The 16,001-nt window shown below is 60.6% G+C and carries 14 protein-coding genes and 1 tRNA gene; 8 read left to right on the top strand and 7 right to left on the bottom strand.

Annotated elements, in window-relative coordinates:
* Positions 1–198 precede the first annotated feature (198 nt).
* Positions 199–1,272 carry an acyltransferase gene (locus RSO67_RS29470; RefSeq protein ID WP_315841743.1) on the top strand — a complete coding sequence of 358 codons (1,074 nt, stop codon included), beginning with the start codon at positions 199–201 and terminating at the stop codon, positions 1,270–1,272.
* On the opposite strand, the gene RSO67_RS29465 is transcribed toward RSO67_RS29470, so the two are convergent.
* A complete protein-coding gene (locus RSO67_RS29465) occupies positions 1,269–2,699 on the bottom strand; it encodes an O-antigen ligase family protein (protein ID WP_315841742.1) in 1,431 nt (476 codons plus the stop codon). The genes RSO67_RS29470 and RSO67_RS29465 overlap by 4 nt on opposite strands.
* A 103-nt stretch (positions 2,700–2,802) precedes the next feature.
* Between RSO67_RS29465 and RSO67_RS29460 the strand changes: the two genes are divergently transcribed.
* A tRNA-Arg gene (locus RSO67_RS29460) sits at positions 2,803–2,879 on the top strand.
* Positions 2,880–2,925: 46 nt separating this feature from the next.
* On the opposite strand, the gene RSO67_RS29455 is transcribed toward RSO67_RS29460, so the two are convergent.
* The gene (locus RSO67_RS29455) at positions 2,926–3,609 is read right to left on the bottom strand and encodes a hypothetical protein (protein ID WP_315841741.1); all 684 of its coding nucleotides are present in this window, start codon (positions 3,607–3,609) and stop codon (positions 2,926–2,928) included.
* Between the two features lie 515 nt (positions 3,610–4,124).
* Here RSO67_RS29455 and RSO67_RS29450 point away from each other — a divergent pair.
* The 3 genes from RSO67_RS29450 to RSO67_RS29440 all read left to right on the top strand — a co-directional run bounded on the left by RSO67_RS29450 (position 4,125) and on the right by RSO67_RS29440 (position 5,193).
* Complete coding sequence (locus tag RSO67_RS29450) at positions 4,125–4,436, top strand: pilus assembly protein PilZ (RefSeq protein WP_089267262.1); 312 nt, start codon at positions 4,125–4,127, stop codon at positions 4,434–4,436.
* Positions 4,437–4,639: 203 nt separating this feature from the next.
* A complete protein-coding gene (locus RSO67_RS29445; RefSeq protein WP_410001792.1) occupies positions 4,640–4,810 on the top strand; it encodes a hypothetical protein in 171 nt (56 codons plus the stop codon).
* A 104-nt stretch (positions 4,811–4,914) separates the two neighbouring features.
* Positions 4,915–5,193, top strand: coding sequence for a hypothetical protein (locus RSO67_RS29440; protein ID WP_315841740.1), 279 nt, complete (start codon positions 4,915–4,917; stop codon positions 5,191–5,193).
* On the opposite strand, the gene RSO67_RS29435 is transcribed toward RSO67_RS29440, so the two are convergent.
* Entirely contained in the window at positions 5,162–5,401 is a 240-nt protein-coding gene (locus RSO67_RS29435) for a hypothetical protein (RefSeq protein ID WP_093758827.1), read from the bottom strand. The genes RSO67_RS29440 and RSO67_RS29435 overlap by 32 nt on opposite strands.
* Before the next feature lie 496 nt (positions 5,402–5,897).
* On the opposite strand from RSO67_RS29435, the gene RSO67_RS29430 reads away from it, so the two are divergent.
* Positions 5,898–7,097, top strand: coding sequence for an MFS transporter (locus RSO67_RS29430; protein WP_315841739.1), 1,200 nt, complete (start codon positions 5,898–5,900; stop codon positions 7,095–7,097).
* Between the two features lie 4 nt (positions 7,098–7,101).
* Here the strand turns inward: RSO67_RS29430 and RSO67_RS29425 are convergent, their stop codons facing one another.
* The gene (locus RSO67_RS29425) at positions 7,102–7,554 is read right to left on the bottom strand and encodes a hypothetical protein (RefSeq protein ID WP_315841738.1); all 453 of its coding nucleotides are present in this window, start codon (positions 7,552–7,554) and stop codon (positions 7,102–7,104) included.
* Positions 7,555–7,954: 400 nt separating this feature from the next.
* On the opposite strand from RSO67_RS29425, the gene RSO67_RS29420 reads away from it, so the two are divergent.
* Positions 7,955–8,314, top strand: coding sequence for a GrlR family regulatory protein (locus RSO67_RS29420; protein WP_089267259.1), 360 nt, complete (start codon positions 7,955–7,957; stop codon positions 8,312–8,314).
* Positions 8,315–8,323: 9 nt separating this feature from the next.
* Here RSO67_RS29420 and RSO67_RS29415 read toward each other — a convergent pair whose 3' ends face one another.
* A complete protein-coding gene (locus RSO67_RS29415; protein WP_315841737.1) occupies positions 8,324–11,005 on the bottom strand; it encodes a PAS domain S-box protein in 2,682 nt (893 codons plus the stop codon).
* Between the two features lie 102 nt (positions 11,006–11,107).
* Positions 11,108–13,168, bottom strand: coding sequence for a PQQ-dependent dehydrogenase, methanol/ethanol family (locus RSO67_RS29410; protein WP_410001791.1), 2,061 nt, complete (start codon positions 13,166–13,168; stop codon positions 11,108–11,110).
* A gap of 363 nt (positions 13,169–13,531) precedes the next feature.
* On the opposite strand from RSO67_RS29410, the gene RSO67_RS29405 reads away from it, so the two are divergent.
* Positions 13,532–15,100 (top strand): long-chain-fatty-acid--CoA ligase, encoded by a 1,569-nt coding sequence (locus RSO67_RS29405; RefSeq protein WP_315841736.1) that lies wholly within the window; start codon positions 13,532–13,534, stop codon positions 15,098–15,100.
* A 9-nt stretch (positions 15,101–15,109) separates the two neighbouring features.
* On the opposite strand, the gene RSO67_RS29400 is transcribed toward RSO67_RS29405, so the two are convergent.
* Positions 15,110–15,910 (bottom strand): NUDIX hydrolase, encoded by an 801-nt coding sequence (locus RSO67_RS29400; protein ID WP_315841735.1) that lies wholly within the window; start codon positions 15,908–15,910, stop codon positions 15,110–15,112.
* Positions 15,911–16,001 lie beyond the last annotated feature (91 nt).

The following is a 16,001-nucleotide window of genomic DNA, read 5'->3' as shown; positions in this document are numbered from 1 at the left end:
AACTGGCCACAGAACGGCTTGCCGACAGCTTGTCGGCGCAGATGGGCACCGAAATGGCCGATAAATCAAGCCTGTTTTCCAGAAAAGCACCTATGAACGCCCGACCGCCATTTCATGGATCGGCGTTAACGATGGTGTACGGCTCTCGGCGTATGTTGTCTTGCTGATCCAGATATTCAGAACCAGCGATGTCCTACGATGCAACTATCGCCAGCCGAAGATGCAGAAGCACCAAGATCGCAGACCGATCGCACGCGTCAGGTCTGGATTGATTTTGCTCGCGGTATAGGCGTCATTCTCGTGGTCTATGGCCACGTACTCGGCGGCCTGATACCGCCACATCTGTTTCCTGACGGGCCGCTCGCGCAGTGGATGAGCTATACGCTCTACACGTTCCACATGCCGCTGTTCTTCTTTCTCGCGGGCCTGAACGTACAGCATAGCCTTACACGCGGCACTCGAGCATTCCTCAGCAGTAAGGCGTGGACGATCGCCTATCCCTATGTGCTTTGGTCGCTGATCCAGGGCGGCGTGATCATGCTGATATCGCGCAATGCCAATATTCCGATCACCACCAGCGACCTCGTGGCGATCTGGTATCGGCCGATGGCGCAATTCTGGTTTCTATATGCCCTGATGATCTGCCACATATTGGCGGTACTCATTCCCAATCGCACCATCATGATTGTCGTCGCGCTCGCTGGCCTGATCATATTCATGCTGTTGCCGATCCGGCCCGATCTTGCGCTCACGATGCATCACCTGCCGTTTTATGTCGCAGGTCTCTATGCAACCCGCATTGTGATGGCGTGGCAGCCTCGTGGGAGAACGGGCTGGACCATGTTGACCGTGATCGCCGCCGCTTTCACTGCTGGGGTTGCCGCTGGAGGACATCTCTCCGGCTTCGACGCAAATGGCATAGCATCGCTTCCGGCATGTATCCTCGGCATCACCGGCGTGGTGCTGCTTTGCAAGTTGCTCAACGAAACCCGGCATCGCTGGCTTGCACTCGTCGGCGTGATGTCCATGACGATCTATGTCCTGCACATCATGGCGGGATCCGGAACACGGATCATCATGCAGATGCTGCACGTGCCGCCAATGCCGTGGATCTATCTCCTCGCAGGCACCGCGGCCGGCGTGATCTTGCCCATGGTAGCCCATGTCGTGTTGCAGCGGCTGAACCTGCTCGCACCACTCGGGCTTGCGCCACTGCCGAAGCGCAAACCTGCACCCGCTCCGCTTGTCAGCCAGGCGGCCCGATCGGACTAAACTCTGCCGGTCCGCGCCTGCTCCAGGGGCATCGCGGCATCCTCGGCAGGTCTGGCAGTTTGGTCGTGCGGACAGGCCATCGCGAAGATCATCCAGAACAGGGCCGATATCTCACCTGACGAGATACTGGTCAGGGGCAAGTGAATCAGGATACCGCCGAGCGAGAGAGCACCGAGCACCACGCCTTCTTTGGTCGGCATCCGCCATGCCGCAGACGTGCTCCAGACCCCGACCCAAATATAGGCTGCCAAACAAAGTAGTCCGATGGGAATGCCGAGCGTGAGCCAGCTCGCAATGATCTGGCCATCGACCGGCATAGTGCCCGCGACACCGATATCGGTGAAGCTGAAGCCAGACCCCACCACCATGCTGTCAGGTGTATTCCACAGCGTCACGAATTCTTCGAGACGCTCGTTGCCGCTGCCATCCTCGGAACCGCTGCCGAGCGACTGCAGCCGCTCGGTGATCACATCGCCGAAGGGCGTGAACAGGACCGCGGCCATGGCTGCACCGACGATGCCAAGTCCGGTCGCAAGCGCCCGCCGCCGCGTGGATTGAAACACCATGCAGAACACCACGGCCAGCGCGAGCGCGATCCAGCCGGTCCGATACAGCGACAGCAACAGGCCCAGTGCCGCGGGCGCCAGGGCAATCAGCGACTGCCATCCCGGTCTCAGGAAGCCCAGCAACAGCAGTCCCGTTGCGGTGAAGGTCGCGTAAGTGGCGGGCCCGTTCATCGTGCTGAAGACGCGCACCATATAGGGCAACGGATACCCTGCCGACAGGATCGAGGCGTAGTTCATCCAGAACCGATCCCAACTCGGCGGATCGACATATTGCCAGATGCCGTAGAGACCCGTCAGCGGCAGCACGACCAGAAAGATACGCGCCATGGCATTGACGAGTTCGCCGTCGGACCTTGCGCGCTGCTGCAAAGCGATGCCGTAAAGCACAGGTGCCGCCCACTTCAACGCACCTGTCGCCGCGCTCATCCAGTCATTCTGAAAAACCGACAGCATGGCACCGTAAGCGATGCAGGCCAGCACGATAGCCGGCGCGATCAGCCAGGGATCGCGCAACTGCTCGCGGGACGACAGCAACGTCCACAGGCTCGGTAACGGCGTCAGGATAAATAGCAGCGGTCCGATCAGCATGATGCTGGCGGCGTCGTAGCCCACCGACACATCGACCACACGCCGCACGAATGGTGCGAAGGCAAACAGAAGGATGGCCGACTGGATATGGGCCGCGGTGCTGCGTTGCCAGGCCAGCCAGCCAGCAGCCGCGCAGCCGACCACGAAGAGCGGACGCGACAGGCCGCCCAGCGCGGGACCGACCACCAGGGTCACGATCAGAAGCAGCGCAGTCGGTAGCCACCCGGACAGGACGAAATCCGCCGGACCGGATTTGAGTCGGCCTTGATTCATAAAGGCAGACTATCGCGAGCAGCCCCCTGACGTTAGGCAAAACCGCTGCGCTCCTCATCGCGGGGCTAGCTTTTGCGACTTTCGCCGCTATGGTGCCGCCGTCGCACTCGTAGCTCAGCTGGATAGAGCATCGGATTTCGATTCCGAGGGTCGGGCGTTCGAATCGCTCCGAGTGCACCATGACAGGTGCCCTTAAACGCCTGTGTCCATTCGGCTTTTCCAGAGACTAAGCGCTCGCTTCGCGCTCGATCATCCGCAACCGGATGAATGCCGCCCAAGCGCGGGGAAACTCGGCACTCTTGGCATCGATGGCGATCAGAGCCCGAAGGGCCTCTCGAAGTTCGTCCAGCGAAGGCCGCTGAGATGAGGTTCCCGCTTTGGACTTTACCCAGAGATCTTCGACCGATTTTGCCAGCGCCAACGCCTCGGCATTCGTTCGTTTCTGGGCAGGCTTCGCCAATACGTGGTCCGGCGGAAAGACTGGCCAGGCGGTCGGCGGCTTGTCGGCACGCCAGTCGGCTTCGGGGCCGGGCGTGCGATTGAATGTCTGGGTTTCCGATTGTTGCCCACCCGAGCCGGGTTGGCCTGCCAGACGGCCGAGTTGCTGCTCGGTCGTCCCGGCCGGTCCACTGCCCGCTGGCGATAGTTGCGACGCCATGTTCGTGAGCACTGACGGATCGGCTGTCGGCAGTGTCTTTTGAACCAGCTTGATCGCCTGGAGCGCACTGGGTGATATGCCGATCTTCTGTTGAGCCAGCTTCTCTTCTTCTTCAGAGACCGGACAAGCCTTGTACGCATCGTGCCGTTGCGCAATCTCTCCATCGTCGTCGATACGCGCAAAGTCGATGGCGACCGTGTAAACGAAAGCTCGATGCCCGCTGTAAGCTCCCGATTTGTCCTTGGCGTTCACGCTGCCGCAAACATATTTCCTGGTATCGACCTGGACCGACCGCAAGCCATCGAATTGCGCAGATGACGGGTTGAGCAAGAGTCGCGTGACTGCAGCACGCGCCTTCGAGTGATTGGTTGTCAGGATGGCATCCAGCGCATAGTCGGGCCGAATGAAGGACGGCTGATAATAAAACACGGATGCGGCCGCAAAAAACGCTGCACCCACGCCGGCAGATATCAGGGCAGCTGGCGTGTTCATGCAGTAACGTGCTCCGCCGAGGCCCTTCAACAAGCCATGGATTCCACTTTACATTGCACCAGCTTGTAACCATTCCGTTAACGCGCACCTTCACAACCGCCGCGTCTGAAACCCGTCGTTGCGGTTGCACCATTCAACCGAATAAGGCTGTGCGCCGCGGCGCTCTTTGAAAACAACATCTTGATGGCGTGCTGAACCGCAAAGTCTGCCGTCAGCGGCATTTACCAGCCGTTACCACCATCCAATTTAAAATCCCCGGCGCCAAGGAAGCGTCGATGACCCCTGAAAAACCAAATGCTGGCCGCGTCGCGTTCGAGCGCGGTTTCCCTGTCTGGCTCATGGCCATTGATGGCACATGGCGCCGCAGCTGCCGCATCATGGACGTGTCCGAGACGGGCGCACGCCTTATCGTCGAGAGTTCGATCGAGGGTATCAATCTCAAGGAATTCTTCCTGCTGCTGTCGTCCACAGGACTGGCGTTCCGTCGCTGCGAGCTGGCCTGGGTCAATGGCGAGGAGATCGGCGCGACATTTCTGCGACAGGGCGCCAAGAAGAAAGCCGCCCGGCCGGCTGACACCGAATCCTGACATCCCTGCGACCATTTCTGGAACCTGGCGCCGACACGCGGCAGCCGACGCCGCTGCACGGATCTGCCCAACTTTGCGGCAGGAACGTTCGCGCACGCCAACTCTTGTCCCATTGACAGTTGGGTGCGTTTATCCGTTTGAACCCCGGAGCCGCCGTGAAAAACTTTTCCCATGCCGCGTTTCCGCCAGACACGATCTCAGTGATGAAACAGGCGCTGGACGGAGCTGTTTCAACGCTGCCGCATCCCGTCAACTCCGCTCACGTGCAATCCATCGCCGAAAGCATCCTGCGCACCACAAGCGAGGGCGAACGCGATCCCACGATGCTCCAGACCATGGCGCTGCTGGAATTGCAGATTACCCAGCGGGACTGACAGCCGACCGATCATCACGACCTCGTGGGTAACGAAAGTCGGGCTTGCTGCAGTGCAACCAGATGCCATATTCCGCGTTATCGCCTCATCACGGAGGTTGCCGCATGCCCTACGCGCTGTTTTCAAATTCGGTCAAAGTCAGTAAGGCCTTCCCCAACAAATCCGATGTCTGGCGGCATGCCGTCGAGAGTGGCTTGGTGACGGAGGTCGGCCTGGGCGAGGAAGATCCGCCGCGTCGTCTTCTCGATATCGGCTATGCGATCCATGCATGTGCCTCCGATGCAGTCGAAAAATCGGACGCTACAGGCATGAGCGAGCACGACATCAGCCAGATGATCGCAGCGTGTCAGCTCAATCAGCGGTCCGCAGCCGCCGCATCGTAAATTCAATGTCGCCGTCCGGCAGCTCGCGCCAGCGCTCGACTTCGCTCATGTAGGCTTGCTTCGGGAACCGATCCAGAAACGCCCGCGCCGTCTTGCGGGCATTTTCGCGTGGCTGTGTGAAGCTCTCGCGCACATAGCCGTCATCAATGGCACGCCGCTGCTGGCGCGCGGCCATTCTCTCCGCCAGATCGCGCGGTGTTCCCGGCATTGCTGCTACTCCGGACACAAGCAACGTCTGATAGATTGTCACGGATGACCGGCAGATCAAGCGTCATGTTTCACGGCGCGACAGGTTTGCGCTCAGAAGAAAGGGCGCACCGATCACTCGGCGCGCCCCTTCCCTGTTCTCGCTGAACCAGGCGCCGAGACGCCCTTCCGAAGCTCAAAGAGTGAGCCTAGCGGGCGGCCTCAGCGAGGTGACAGCGCTTGGAATTAGACACTGGACCACCTCCTTTCATTGTTCGTGACACCCTGAGTATAGGAAAGATTCGCGCGGTGTTAAGGGGCGCGATCCAGACGAGCCATGCAATCTCGCACAGGGCGCGCGAGCCAGCCGCCGTTGTGAAGGCCCGGCCGTACATGCATCATCTTCGTCCGCTGTTGCTCCGCGCATCACCTGAGCGAGCATTGGACAGCGGTAAATCAATCAAGGACGGAAGCGACCATTGGGCTTGCCCCACCTTGCCCATTAGGTCCCTTCCCCGATGTCCAGCAATCTCGACGCCCGGCCGAAAGGCGTGATGACGCGTCGCGCTGCCATTATTTTTCAGATCGCAACGCTCGGCACTGTCGCCATGTTCGCCAGCGCGCCGACACCGCTCTACCGGATCTATCAGGACCACTGGCATCTCTCGCCGGTTATGGTCACGACGGTGTTCTCCGCCTATGCGCTCAGTCTGCTGGTGGCGCTGCTGACGGTCGGTGGATTGTCGGATTACATCGGCCGTCGCCCCGTAATGTTCTCCGCGCTAATCCTGAATGTTGTGGCACTGCTGGTTTTCATCACTGCGGATTCCGTCGTTGCACTGATCACTGCCCGTACCATTCAGGGATTTGCGACCGGCATTGCCTTCGGCACCATCGGTGCAGCCATGCTCGACCTGAACCGCGTGCATGGATCGCTGATGAACAGCCTGACGCCCGTCACGGGCACAGGGATCGGCGCGTTGCTATCCGGTGTGCTCGTCAGCTACGCGCCAATGCCGACGCAGCTGGTCTATCTGCTGCTCCTCGCAGCAACGCTCATACAAGCCATTCTGCTGTGGTGGATGCCGGAAACGGTCGCCCGTCGATCCGGCGCATGGGCATCGCTCCGACCGATCGTGACCGTACCGCCTTACGTGCGACAACCCTTGACCCTGGTCTCGCCGGGCAACATTGCCGTCTGGGCGTTGGGCGGGTTCTATCTGTCGCTAATGCCCTCGCTGCTCCGGCTCATCACCGGATCGAATTCGCCTCTCCTTGGCGGACTCGCCGTGACAGCGCTGACCTTGAGCGGTGCCGCCTCGATGCTGGTGGCGCGCAAATGGCCTGGCACCATCATTCTGATCCGCAGCATGGCGTGTCTTATTCTCGGCGTGCTGATCACGCTGGGTGGGGTCTATACACAAAGCATCCCGCAACTATTGGTTGGCACCGTCATTGCCGGCTTTGGCTTCGGCGCCGGCTTCTTCGGCAGCATCCGGACCGTTGTGCCACTTGTCCCCGCGCATGAACGCGCTGGATTGCTCTCCGTGATCTTCATCATCTGCTATCTTGCCTTCAGCCTGCCGACTATCGTCGCAGGCTTGGCAATCCCGACGCTCGGCCTGCCGCTCACGCTCGATATCTATGGCGCAGTGGTCATTGTCCTCGCGACGATCTCGCTGATCGCCGCGCTCGCATCGGTCCGCCGGGCGTCGTGACCAGCTACGTCATGCTACCTGGCATGAAGCAACGGATCACTGTGCCGGACGAGCCCTGTATCGGCCACACCATAGTGCGACCGACGCGGTTCGGCACCGTGATGACAGCTTCGTCAGGTACATCGAGCCACGTCCCGTCGATCCGCACCTTGTAGTGCCCGCTATTGGATTCCCAATCCACATCGCTGACCGCACTGCCATCGGCATCGGAACAACACGGCCCCTTGCCGCTGCGCAGACTATCGAACCAGGCTTTCAGATCGGGGCTGGTGTTGGCGAATTGTCCGCGATCGCGCGCAGCGACCGATTGCATCAGCGGCACTGATAACAGAGCCGCAACACACAAGGTCGGCGCTCCCAGCTTCAGCCAGCCTGCACGACGCCGGACGCGTCGATCGTGAGAGATAGTAGTTAGCGAACACGGCGCGTCGGCGCCGGAAGTCATCCAGTCGCTCATTTGCTTGCTCCAGCCCCCGGCCGGCACAATGATGTTCAGGTTTGTCGCGGGCGAGACCCGCCTCTTCTGTAGTCACTCACGCAAAGCGCATCATACGACTATCGAAGAACGGCTGCGCTTCAACTTCGCGACAGACGCCCAATCAAACGATAGGCGATTCTCCGTTAGCACCCGCAGGCTCTCTTCGCACTGCAGCGAATTTGTGGTGATAACTTCAATGGCAGAGGTATTTAAGAACGCCCTCGTCGCGAAGTGCCAAGGCGGCAAGCGAGCGCGCCTGCGTCACTCGGTCTTTCGCTCGTGCACCAACAGCGCCCGCGAATGCGTTGACGTTGGTATATGGTCTTTGCAATACTTCTGATTGCGCAACCAAGGGACGGGTTCGCGCCATCGGGCTATTATGAAGAATGGACTCTACTCGATCCATGTCGAGCTTCTCGACGGGCGTTCAGGCAAGGGCAGCGGTGTTGTAACCTTTCGCGAAGGCGAACTGCTCGGCGGCGACGCGTACCTGTTCTATGTCGGTACCTATGTGCTCAACAAGGAAGCCGGCACCTTCAAGGGCGAGGTTTCTGTCATGCAGCATACGCCCAGTCCTGACATGAGCCCACTCTTCGGCGGCCAGAGCCAACCGGTCGGCATCGGTCTGTCGGGTACTTTCACGGATACGTCGGCGACGATGAACGGCACAGCGCTCGTCGGCAAGCACAGCCAGATATTTCGGGCAACACTACGCAAGCTTGCAGAATTTCAGCAGTAGCAGCGTCTACTATTCCGCAGCCATCTCCAGCGGCGCGACGCGCGGCAGGATGATCTGAATGCGCGTTCCCTGCCCCGGATCGGACTGCAGGTGCAGACGACCACCGAGGCGGCTGGTGACGATGCTGTAGACGATGTGCAGACCCAGGCCCGTGCCACCCTGATCCCGGCGCGTCGTGAAGAACGGGTCGAAAGCGCGCCGCCGGACCTCCGGGCTCATGCCGACGCCGTTATCCGCAAAAAGAATTTCCACATGATCGTTGCCGGCTTCCTGCACCTTGATCTCGACCGAGCCACCATTGCCATCGGGGAAAGCATGAGCGACGGAATTGAGGAATAGATTGGTTAGCACCTGACCATACGGACCCGGATAGCTGTTCATCGTCAGTCCCGGCTTGCAGTCGACCGAAAGCGCCAGCTTCTGTTTTCGTAATCCCGGCTTCAAACTCATCACCACCTGTTCTGTGAGATCGGCGAGATCAAAGACGCGCTGGTCGGAATAATTACGGTCGGCGGAAACCTGCTTGAACGACTGGATCAACTCAGCCGCGCGATTGAGATTGGCGACCAATTGTGCCGCCGCATCGCGGTTGGACTCGATGAATTCGGTCAGGGTCGAGCGGCGCAGCTCGCCGCGCGCAACCTCCTCGCCGAACAGCGCGATCTTGCGTTCCAGCGATGATGCCACGGTCAGGCTGATGCCCACGGGATTATTGACCTCATGAGCCACGCCGGCAACCAGCCGCCCAAGCGCCGCAAGCTTCTCCGCCTCAATCAAGGAATTCTGCGTCTCACGCAGATTGCGTAGCGCCGTCTCAGCGGCATCCTTGGCCTTGAGCATCTCCTGCTCGCTGCGCTTGCGCTGGCCGATATCGAGCGCCACGGTCACGATGTTCTGGATATCACCATCGGCCGTCAGCAAAGGCAGCTTGTTGACCAGCCACTGCCGCATCACGCCGGCAGCATCCTTGTATTCCTCTTCGTAGAAACCGAGCCCCTTTCTGGTCGCCAGCACCATCTTGTCAGGCGAGTCGGTCTTTGACGCACCAAAGCGCATCATCAACTCGCCAGTGGTTTTCCCGATCGCCTCACCGGGGTCTATGCCGAAAATTCCCGCCATATAGCGGTTCATCAGGACATATCGCAGATCGGTGTCTTTTACGTTGATGACGGCAGGAACGGTATCGATGACCTGCTGCAGCAACCTGCGGCCTTCCCTGATCGCGGCTTCGGCATGTTTCTGGTTGGTGATGTCACGGACTGTTCCCTCATAGCGCACAACCTCGCCATTCTCGTCGCGCACCGCCGTGGCGCTGTCGGACAGCCAGAGGACCGTGTCGTGCCGTTGACGGACCTGATACTCGAATTCGCGCACCATGCCGTCGCTTTCCATGCGCTGTTGATACTCGGCGCGTGCCGCGGGATCGACATAGATGTTGCGCGAGATATCGAGCGTGGCGCGGATCAGATCTTCCGGTGAATCATACCCCATCATCCGCGCCAGTGCCGGATTGGCATTGAGTAGCGCGCCTGCCGGCGTCGTCACATAGATGCCGTCGACGGATCCTTCAAACAGCTTGCGATAACTTTCTTCCGCCAGCCTCTGCTCGGCCAGCGCATGCAAGGCCGCCTCGCGCGCGGCATCGGCATCGACCAGCGTCTTGCGGAACACCTCCGCGGCGCGCGCGATGTCACCGATTTCATTCTCCAGATCCATGGCCGGGATCGGCGTGTGCTTGGCGCCGCCGGCCAGCGCACGGATCGACTTGGCAATCGCCTTCAGCGGCTTCACGATCCGCCGCACCACGAAAAGTGCCGCCAGCAGCCCGACCAGAACGCCCGCCGTGCCAAGAATGATACTTTGCCATCTCGCCTCGGTCAGCGTGCGCGCGAATTCACGCGACAGGACGCGGCCACGACGGGCGCTAAGCTCACGCAATAGTTCAGTCACCCGACCGATCAATCGGCCTTCGGCGCCAAGCACATCCCTGTCGAGATCGGCGATCTCGCTCTCGGTTTCCGAGATCGAAATGATTGCATCGGTGTAGGCATCGGCCGCCACACGAAGTGCGGGCGTGCTGATCGGCAGCGCACGCATGCGCTGTGCGGCCTGCTCGGCTCCGATCGGATCGCGTGCCAGCAAAGCCGCCGCGATCTCGTTCTGCGCACGGAACATGGCCTTGGCGGCATTTGAATTCGTCACATCCGGAACGGCGTTCTCGAATTGCTCGCGGAGCGGCGGGAGCGTCGCCAGCATAGCGGAGCGGCGTGCAATCAGCGATGAGACGCGCTCAATCCCTTCGCGGTACTTGGTCAACCGCGCGTCGACACCGTCGATCATGTCGCGCTGCTCGGGCGCAAGCTCGATCCGGGTCTTCTTGAGGAGATCACCGAGCGCCGTGGCAGCCTGCGAGACCTTTTCCGGCTGTGCGTCGGGATCGGTGACGAAATCGCGTGCAGCCAGCCGCAGGCTGATGAGGCGACGGTCGATATTTTCGGCCAGATCGCCGACGCTCTGCAGCCGCTCAAGCTCGGCGAAGGTATTGTCAATATGACGGATCGCAACCACGCTGGCGATGCTGGTGATGAGGATCACCGTCAACACCAGCAGGAACCCGCTGAAGGTCAGCTGGCCGATCGAGAGCGAGGACGATCGGACCCGCTGAAAGAATGCCGTAATGGCAGAGGACATGGTTGTGGGACCGGACTTCAGAGCGTCCCAATATATCCCGACTTCAGCCGCGGGGGGAACATGCTGGACGGCCCGATCGGGCCGAACCGTCCAGCATGGTGTTTATTTCGGCCTAATCGCGTCGGCCGTGCCCTGGATGAAGGCCTGGATCTTGACCACATCCGCTTCCGTGAGCTTGCCGGTAAAATCAGGCATGCCCTTGTCCTTGAACGGCCCGTTGAACACGATGTCCTTCAGGTTGGTGATGGTCTCGGTGGAGACATAGCCCAGGTTGGGCACATTGCCGCCCTTGTCCACGCCCGGCACACCGTGGCAGGTCGCGCAGGCGTTGACATAGATCGAGGTGCCCTCCGAGACGTGAGTGGGATCGTACTTCACGCCAGTCAGCAGATTGCCGATCTGGTACTTGGTGAAGGCCGGCAACGGCGCCTTGCCACCAATGGCAAAGGTGTAGACCGTGCCGGGCGCCTCACGATCCGTCGCGCGCTGAGTGATGCCGAACACGCCGCCCCACCCGACCGCCACCGAGACGTATTGTACGCCATCGACCATATAGGTCGCAGGTGCAGCCACCACGCCGGTGCCAACCGGCGTTTCCCAGAGCTTCTCGCCTGTCCTGGCGTTATAGGCGATGAAGCGGCCGTCCGCGGTCCCTTGGAACACGAGATTGCCGGCCGTCGTGAGCGTACCGCCATTCCAGGGCGCGATGTATTCGGCGCGCCATGCTTCTTTCTGCTTCACCGGATCCCACGCGATCAGGCGACCGAATGGCGGGTTCTTCGGCGGCTCGGCGTTGAGCGAGAAGCCGACATTCCAGCCGGTGGTGCCGCCGAACTTGTTCGAGCCCGGCGCATTCTGCACCAGCGTCTTCTCGCCCGTGAGATTCAAAGGCACACCCTGCGCCGGCAGATAGACCAGCCCGGTTTGCGGATTGAACGACATCGGATGCCAGTTATGAGCACCGAACGGTCCGGGAATGCTGTCGAAGGACTTGTCCGCCGAGCGCGCCTCCGGCACCTCGATCGGTCTTCCGCTGGCGTCGTAGCCGGTGGCCCAATTTACATCGACAAAGTTCTTGGCAGAGATGAACTTGCCGTTGGTGCGGTCGATGACGAAGAAGAAGCCGTTCTTCGGCGCATGCAGCACCACCTTGCGCGGCGCGCCGTCGATGGTGAGATCGGCGAGAATCATCGGCTGTGTCGAGGTGTAGTCCCAGTTGTCGCCGGGCGTTTCCTGATAGTGCCAGAGATATTTCCCGGTATCGGCATTCAGCGCGACAATTGAGCCGAGATAGAGATTATCGCCGCCTCCCGGACTGCGCAGATTGCGATTCCAGGGCGAGCCGTTGCCGGTGCCGATATAGACCATGTTCAGGTCGGGATCGAAGGTGATCGTATCCCAGGCCGAGCCACCCCCGCCATTGACCCAGTATTTGCCCGCCGGATCCCAGGTTTTCGCCGCGGCGGCCATCGAGTCGTCCTCGAACGGCTTTGCGGGATCGCCGGGCACCGTGAACCAGCGCCATGCCTGATTGCCAGTCTCGGCGTCATAGGCCGTCACGTAACCGCGCACGCCATATTCGGCGCCACCATTGCCGATCACCACCTTGCCGTTGAAGACACGCGGCGCGCCGGTGATCGTATAGGACATGTTGCGGTCGATGACCGTGTCCTTCTCCCAGACTTTCGTGCCCGTCGCCGCATCCAGCGCGACCAACCGGCCGTCATAGGCACCGACGAACACCTTGCCCTTGTAGAGCGCAACACCGCGGTTCACGACGTCGCAGCAGCCGCGATAGCCCTTCTCACGATCGACGTGTGGGTCAAATGTCCATAGCCGCTTGCCGGTGCGGGTATCGACCGCATGCACGACACTCCAAGGCGCAGATACATACATGATGCCGTCGACGACCAGCGGCGTCGCCTCAACGCCGCGGATGGATTCCAGATTATAGGTCCACATCAGGCCGATATCTTTGACGTTTTCGGCGGTGATCTGATTAAGCTTGCTGAAGCGTGTCTCGGCGTAATCGAGGCCGTAAGTCGGCCAGTCCTTGGACGTCGCCGTATTGGCCGTAATCGCGGCACTATCGATTACCGATGTAACCGCCTTGATATGATCTGGTGTGCCCTTGGTCTGTGCGTTGGCGGCACCGCCCAACAACGTTGCACCAAATGCGACTGCGATGGATGTTCGGAGCCAACGGTGCAGTATTATATGTGAGTTGAGTGTCCCGTTGAAAAATGGACGCGAAGACGCGCCCCGACGAGCAAGCTGTCTCATGCATTTCACTCCCAATGGCCTCTGGCGGGCCTGTCGCGATGTTACGCGCAGGAGTTGAATCGTCAACAGATGAGAACAGTTCCAGATTTTTCTCTGACGCGTTTTGCATCGCAAAGCTCGCGCAACTCCTTTGAACCATCTGGTGAGATATAAGCGATCGGCTACGCTTGCCCGCCCCTCACCTATGGTTATGATCGCGCGACAGAGATGCGCACAGCATCCGCAGTATCGAGGGGAAACGCCATGAACATCACGCAAGGCCTGCGCCGTGCGCTGCAAACCAGCCCGCAGACAATAGCCACCATCGACGGCGATCGCCGCCGGACATGGCGCGAGGTTGGAGACCGCGTCGCGCGTCTTGCAGGTGCGCTGCAAAAGCTTGGCGTCAAGCACGGCGACCGCGTGGCGGTGCTGATGCTGAACTCCGACCGCTATCTCGAACTCTATCTGGGCATCGCCTGGGCCGGCGCCGTAATCGTGCCGACCAATGTGCGCTGGAGCCAGGCCGAAATTCTCGAATCCCTGCTCGACTGCCGCGCCAGCGCGTTGGTCGTCGACAGTGTCTTCGCCGCCATGGGCGTCGAACTCGCCAAGGCCATGCCGCTCACGCTGGTCTATGCGGACGACGAAAAAGGTCCCGCGGAAGCGCACAACTACGATGAGCTGGTCCAATCGACGGAGCCCGTGCTGGATGCGATGCGGACACGCGAGGATCTCGCAGGTATCTTTTACACTGGCGGCACCACAGGCCGCTCCAAAGGCGTAATGCTGAGCCACGGCAATATCATGAGCAATTCGCTGCATATGATGAGCGAAGGGCTGCTGCCCCATGGTTCGATCTATCTCAACGCAGCGCCGATGTTTCATGTCGCCAATGGCGGGGTGATGTTCACCTCGCTGGCATCTGGCGGCACTAATGTCATCGTCCGGATGTTCAATCCGGAATTGGTGATGCAGACCATCGCCCGCGAGAAAGTGTCAGTCACATTGATCGTCCCGACCATGATCCAGATGCTGGTCGATCACTCCGCTTTCGCGACCGCCGATCTGTCATCATTGAAAATCATGATGTATGGCGCCTCGCCGATCAACGATGCACTACTGAAACGCGCGATGGCCGGCATGCCCGGCACCGAATTCCATCAGCTCTATGGCATGACCGAACTGTCGCCGCTGGCGACGCATCTGCCGTGGGATCAGCATATTGGCGAGCAAGCTGCGGCGAAGAACCGTCAACGCGCTTGCGGCCGTGCGGCAATCGGCTGCGAGGCCCGCATCGTCGACGCCAATCGCAAGCCCGTGCCGAATGGTGAAGTCGGCGAAGTCGCCGTGCGCGGCCAGAACGTGATGATGGGCTATTGGGAACGACCGGAAGAAACAGCCAGGGCCGTCATCGACGGCTGGATGCACACAGGCGACGGCGGCTACATGGACGACGAAGGCTATATCTATCTCGTCGATCGGATGAAGGACATGATCATCTCCGGCGGCGAGAACGTCTACTCCACCGAAGTCGAGAATGTCGTCGCACAACATCCGGCCGTGGCGCAATGCGCCGTGATCGGCATTCCCGATTCGCAATGGGGCGAGACCGTGCACGCATTTGTCATTCCGAAACCCGGTGCGAGCGTCAACGCCGCCGAGATCATCGCCTTCTGCAAGGAGAAGATCGCCGGCTACAAGTGCCCACGCAGCGTGGACGTGCGCAGCGAGCCCTTCCCGCTGTCGGGTGCCGGCAAGGTGCTGAAGCGCGAGTTGCGGCGGCCATTCTGGGAGAATGCCGCAGCGGCGCCGCAAGCCAAGGCGGGATAGACCAGCGCGCTATGGCGCGCCGGTGAGTTCGAACACCTCGCCGTCATAGCCGGCCTCCATCGGAATCCGCAACTGGCGCTTGTCGCCATCGCGCGTGACGATGGGCGTCACGCTGACGATCGTGCTGCGGTTGGCGTCGTCGATTGCGCCTGCGACGCTGGGCTGCTTGCCGAGTTTGATGAGATTGCGCGTGGTCGGGAACGGCAGCGTGAAACGGCCCGATGCGCCGCCGTCCAACGCTTCGCGCGGCGACAGCCAGATCGAATCCGTGGATTCCTTGCCGTCATGCATGCCGACCTGTTCGGGCGGCGCTTCGGCGAGGAAGAACCAGGTGTCGAAGCGCTTCTTCATGCCTTCCGGCGTAATCCAGTGTGCGTAGGGCACCAGCAGATCGAGCGCGAGCTCCAGATCGTTCTCGGCGATGATATCGGCGAATTTGACCTTGCCCTCGTTCAGCGCATCGCGATACTGATCGGCGATAGCGCTCGCCTTCGTCGCGGCGATCAGGTCTTTCGATCCGCGCGGCCGTGCCAGCAGGATGCGGCTTTCCTCGAAGGTCTCGCGGATCGCGGCGATCTTGAAAGCCAGCGCATCGGGATCGAGGCCCCGGCCGCCGCTATAGAGTTCGGGCCGTGTGCCGATCTCGCGATCGCCGGCATCGACGCTGCCGCCTGGAAACACCAGCGCACCGGATGCGAATTCGATCTGATAGTGCCGCACCATCATGAAGACGTCGATGGCGTCGGTTGCACCCTTGCGCAGCAGGAGGATGGTGGAAGCAGGTCGCACAACGCCGGGCTCGCTTGGCATTCAGTTTCTCCCTGATCGGCATTCTTTGATGCCTGTTGTGCCGGCGATTGCCGACCTCTCGTTTGTCATGCCCGGACTTGATCCGGGCATC

This window comes from Tardiphaga sp. 709 (assembly GCF_032401055.1).
In the GTDB taxonomy this organism is placed as follows: domain Bacteria; phylum Pseudomonadota; class Alphaproteobacteria; order Rhizobiales; family Xanthobacteraceae; genus Tardiphaga.
Note: the sequence above shows the minus strand (reverse complement) of the source record. Positions and strands in the feature narration are given on the sequence as shown.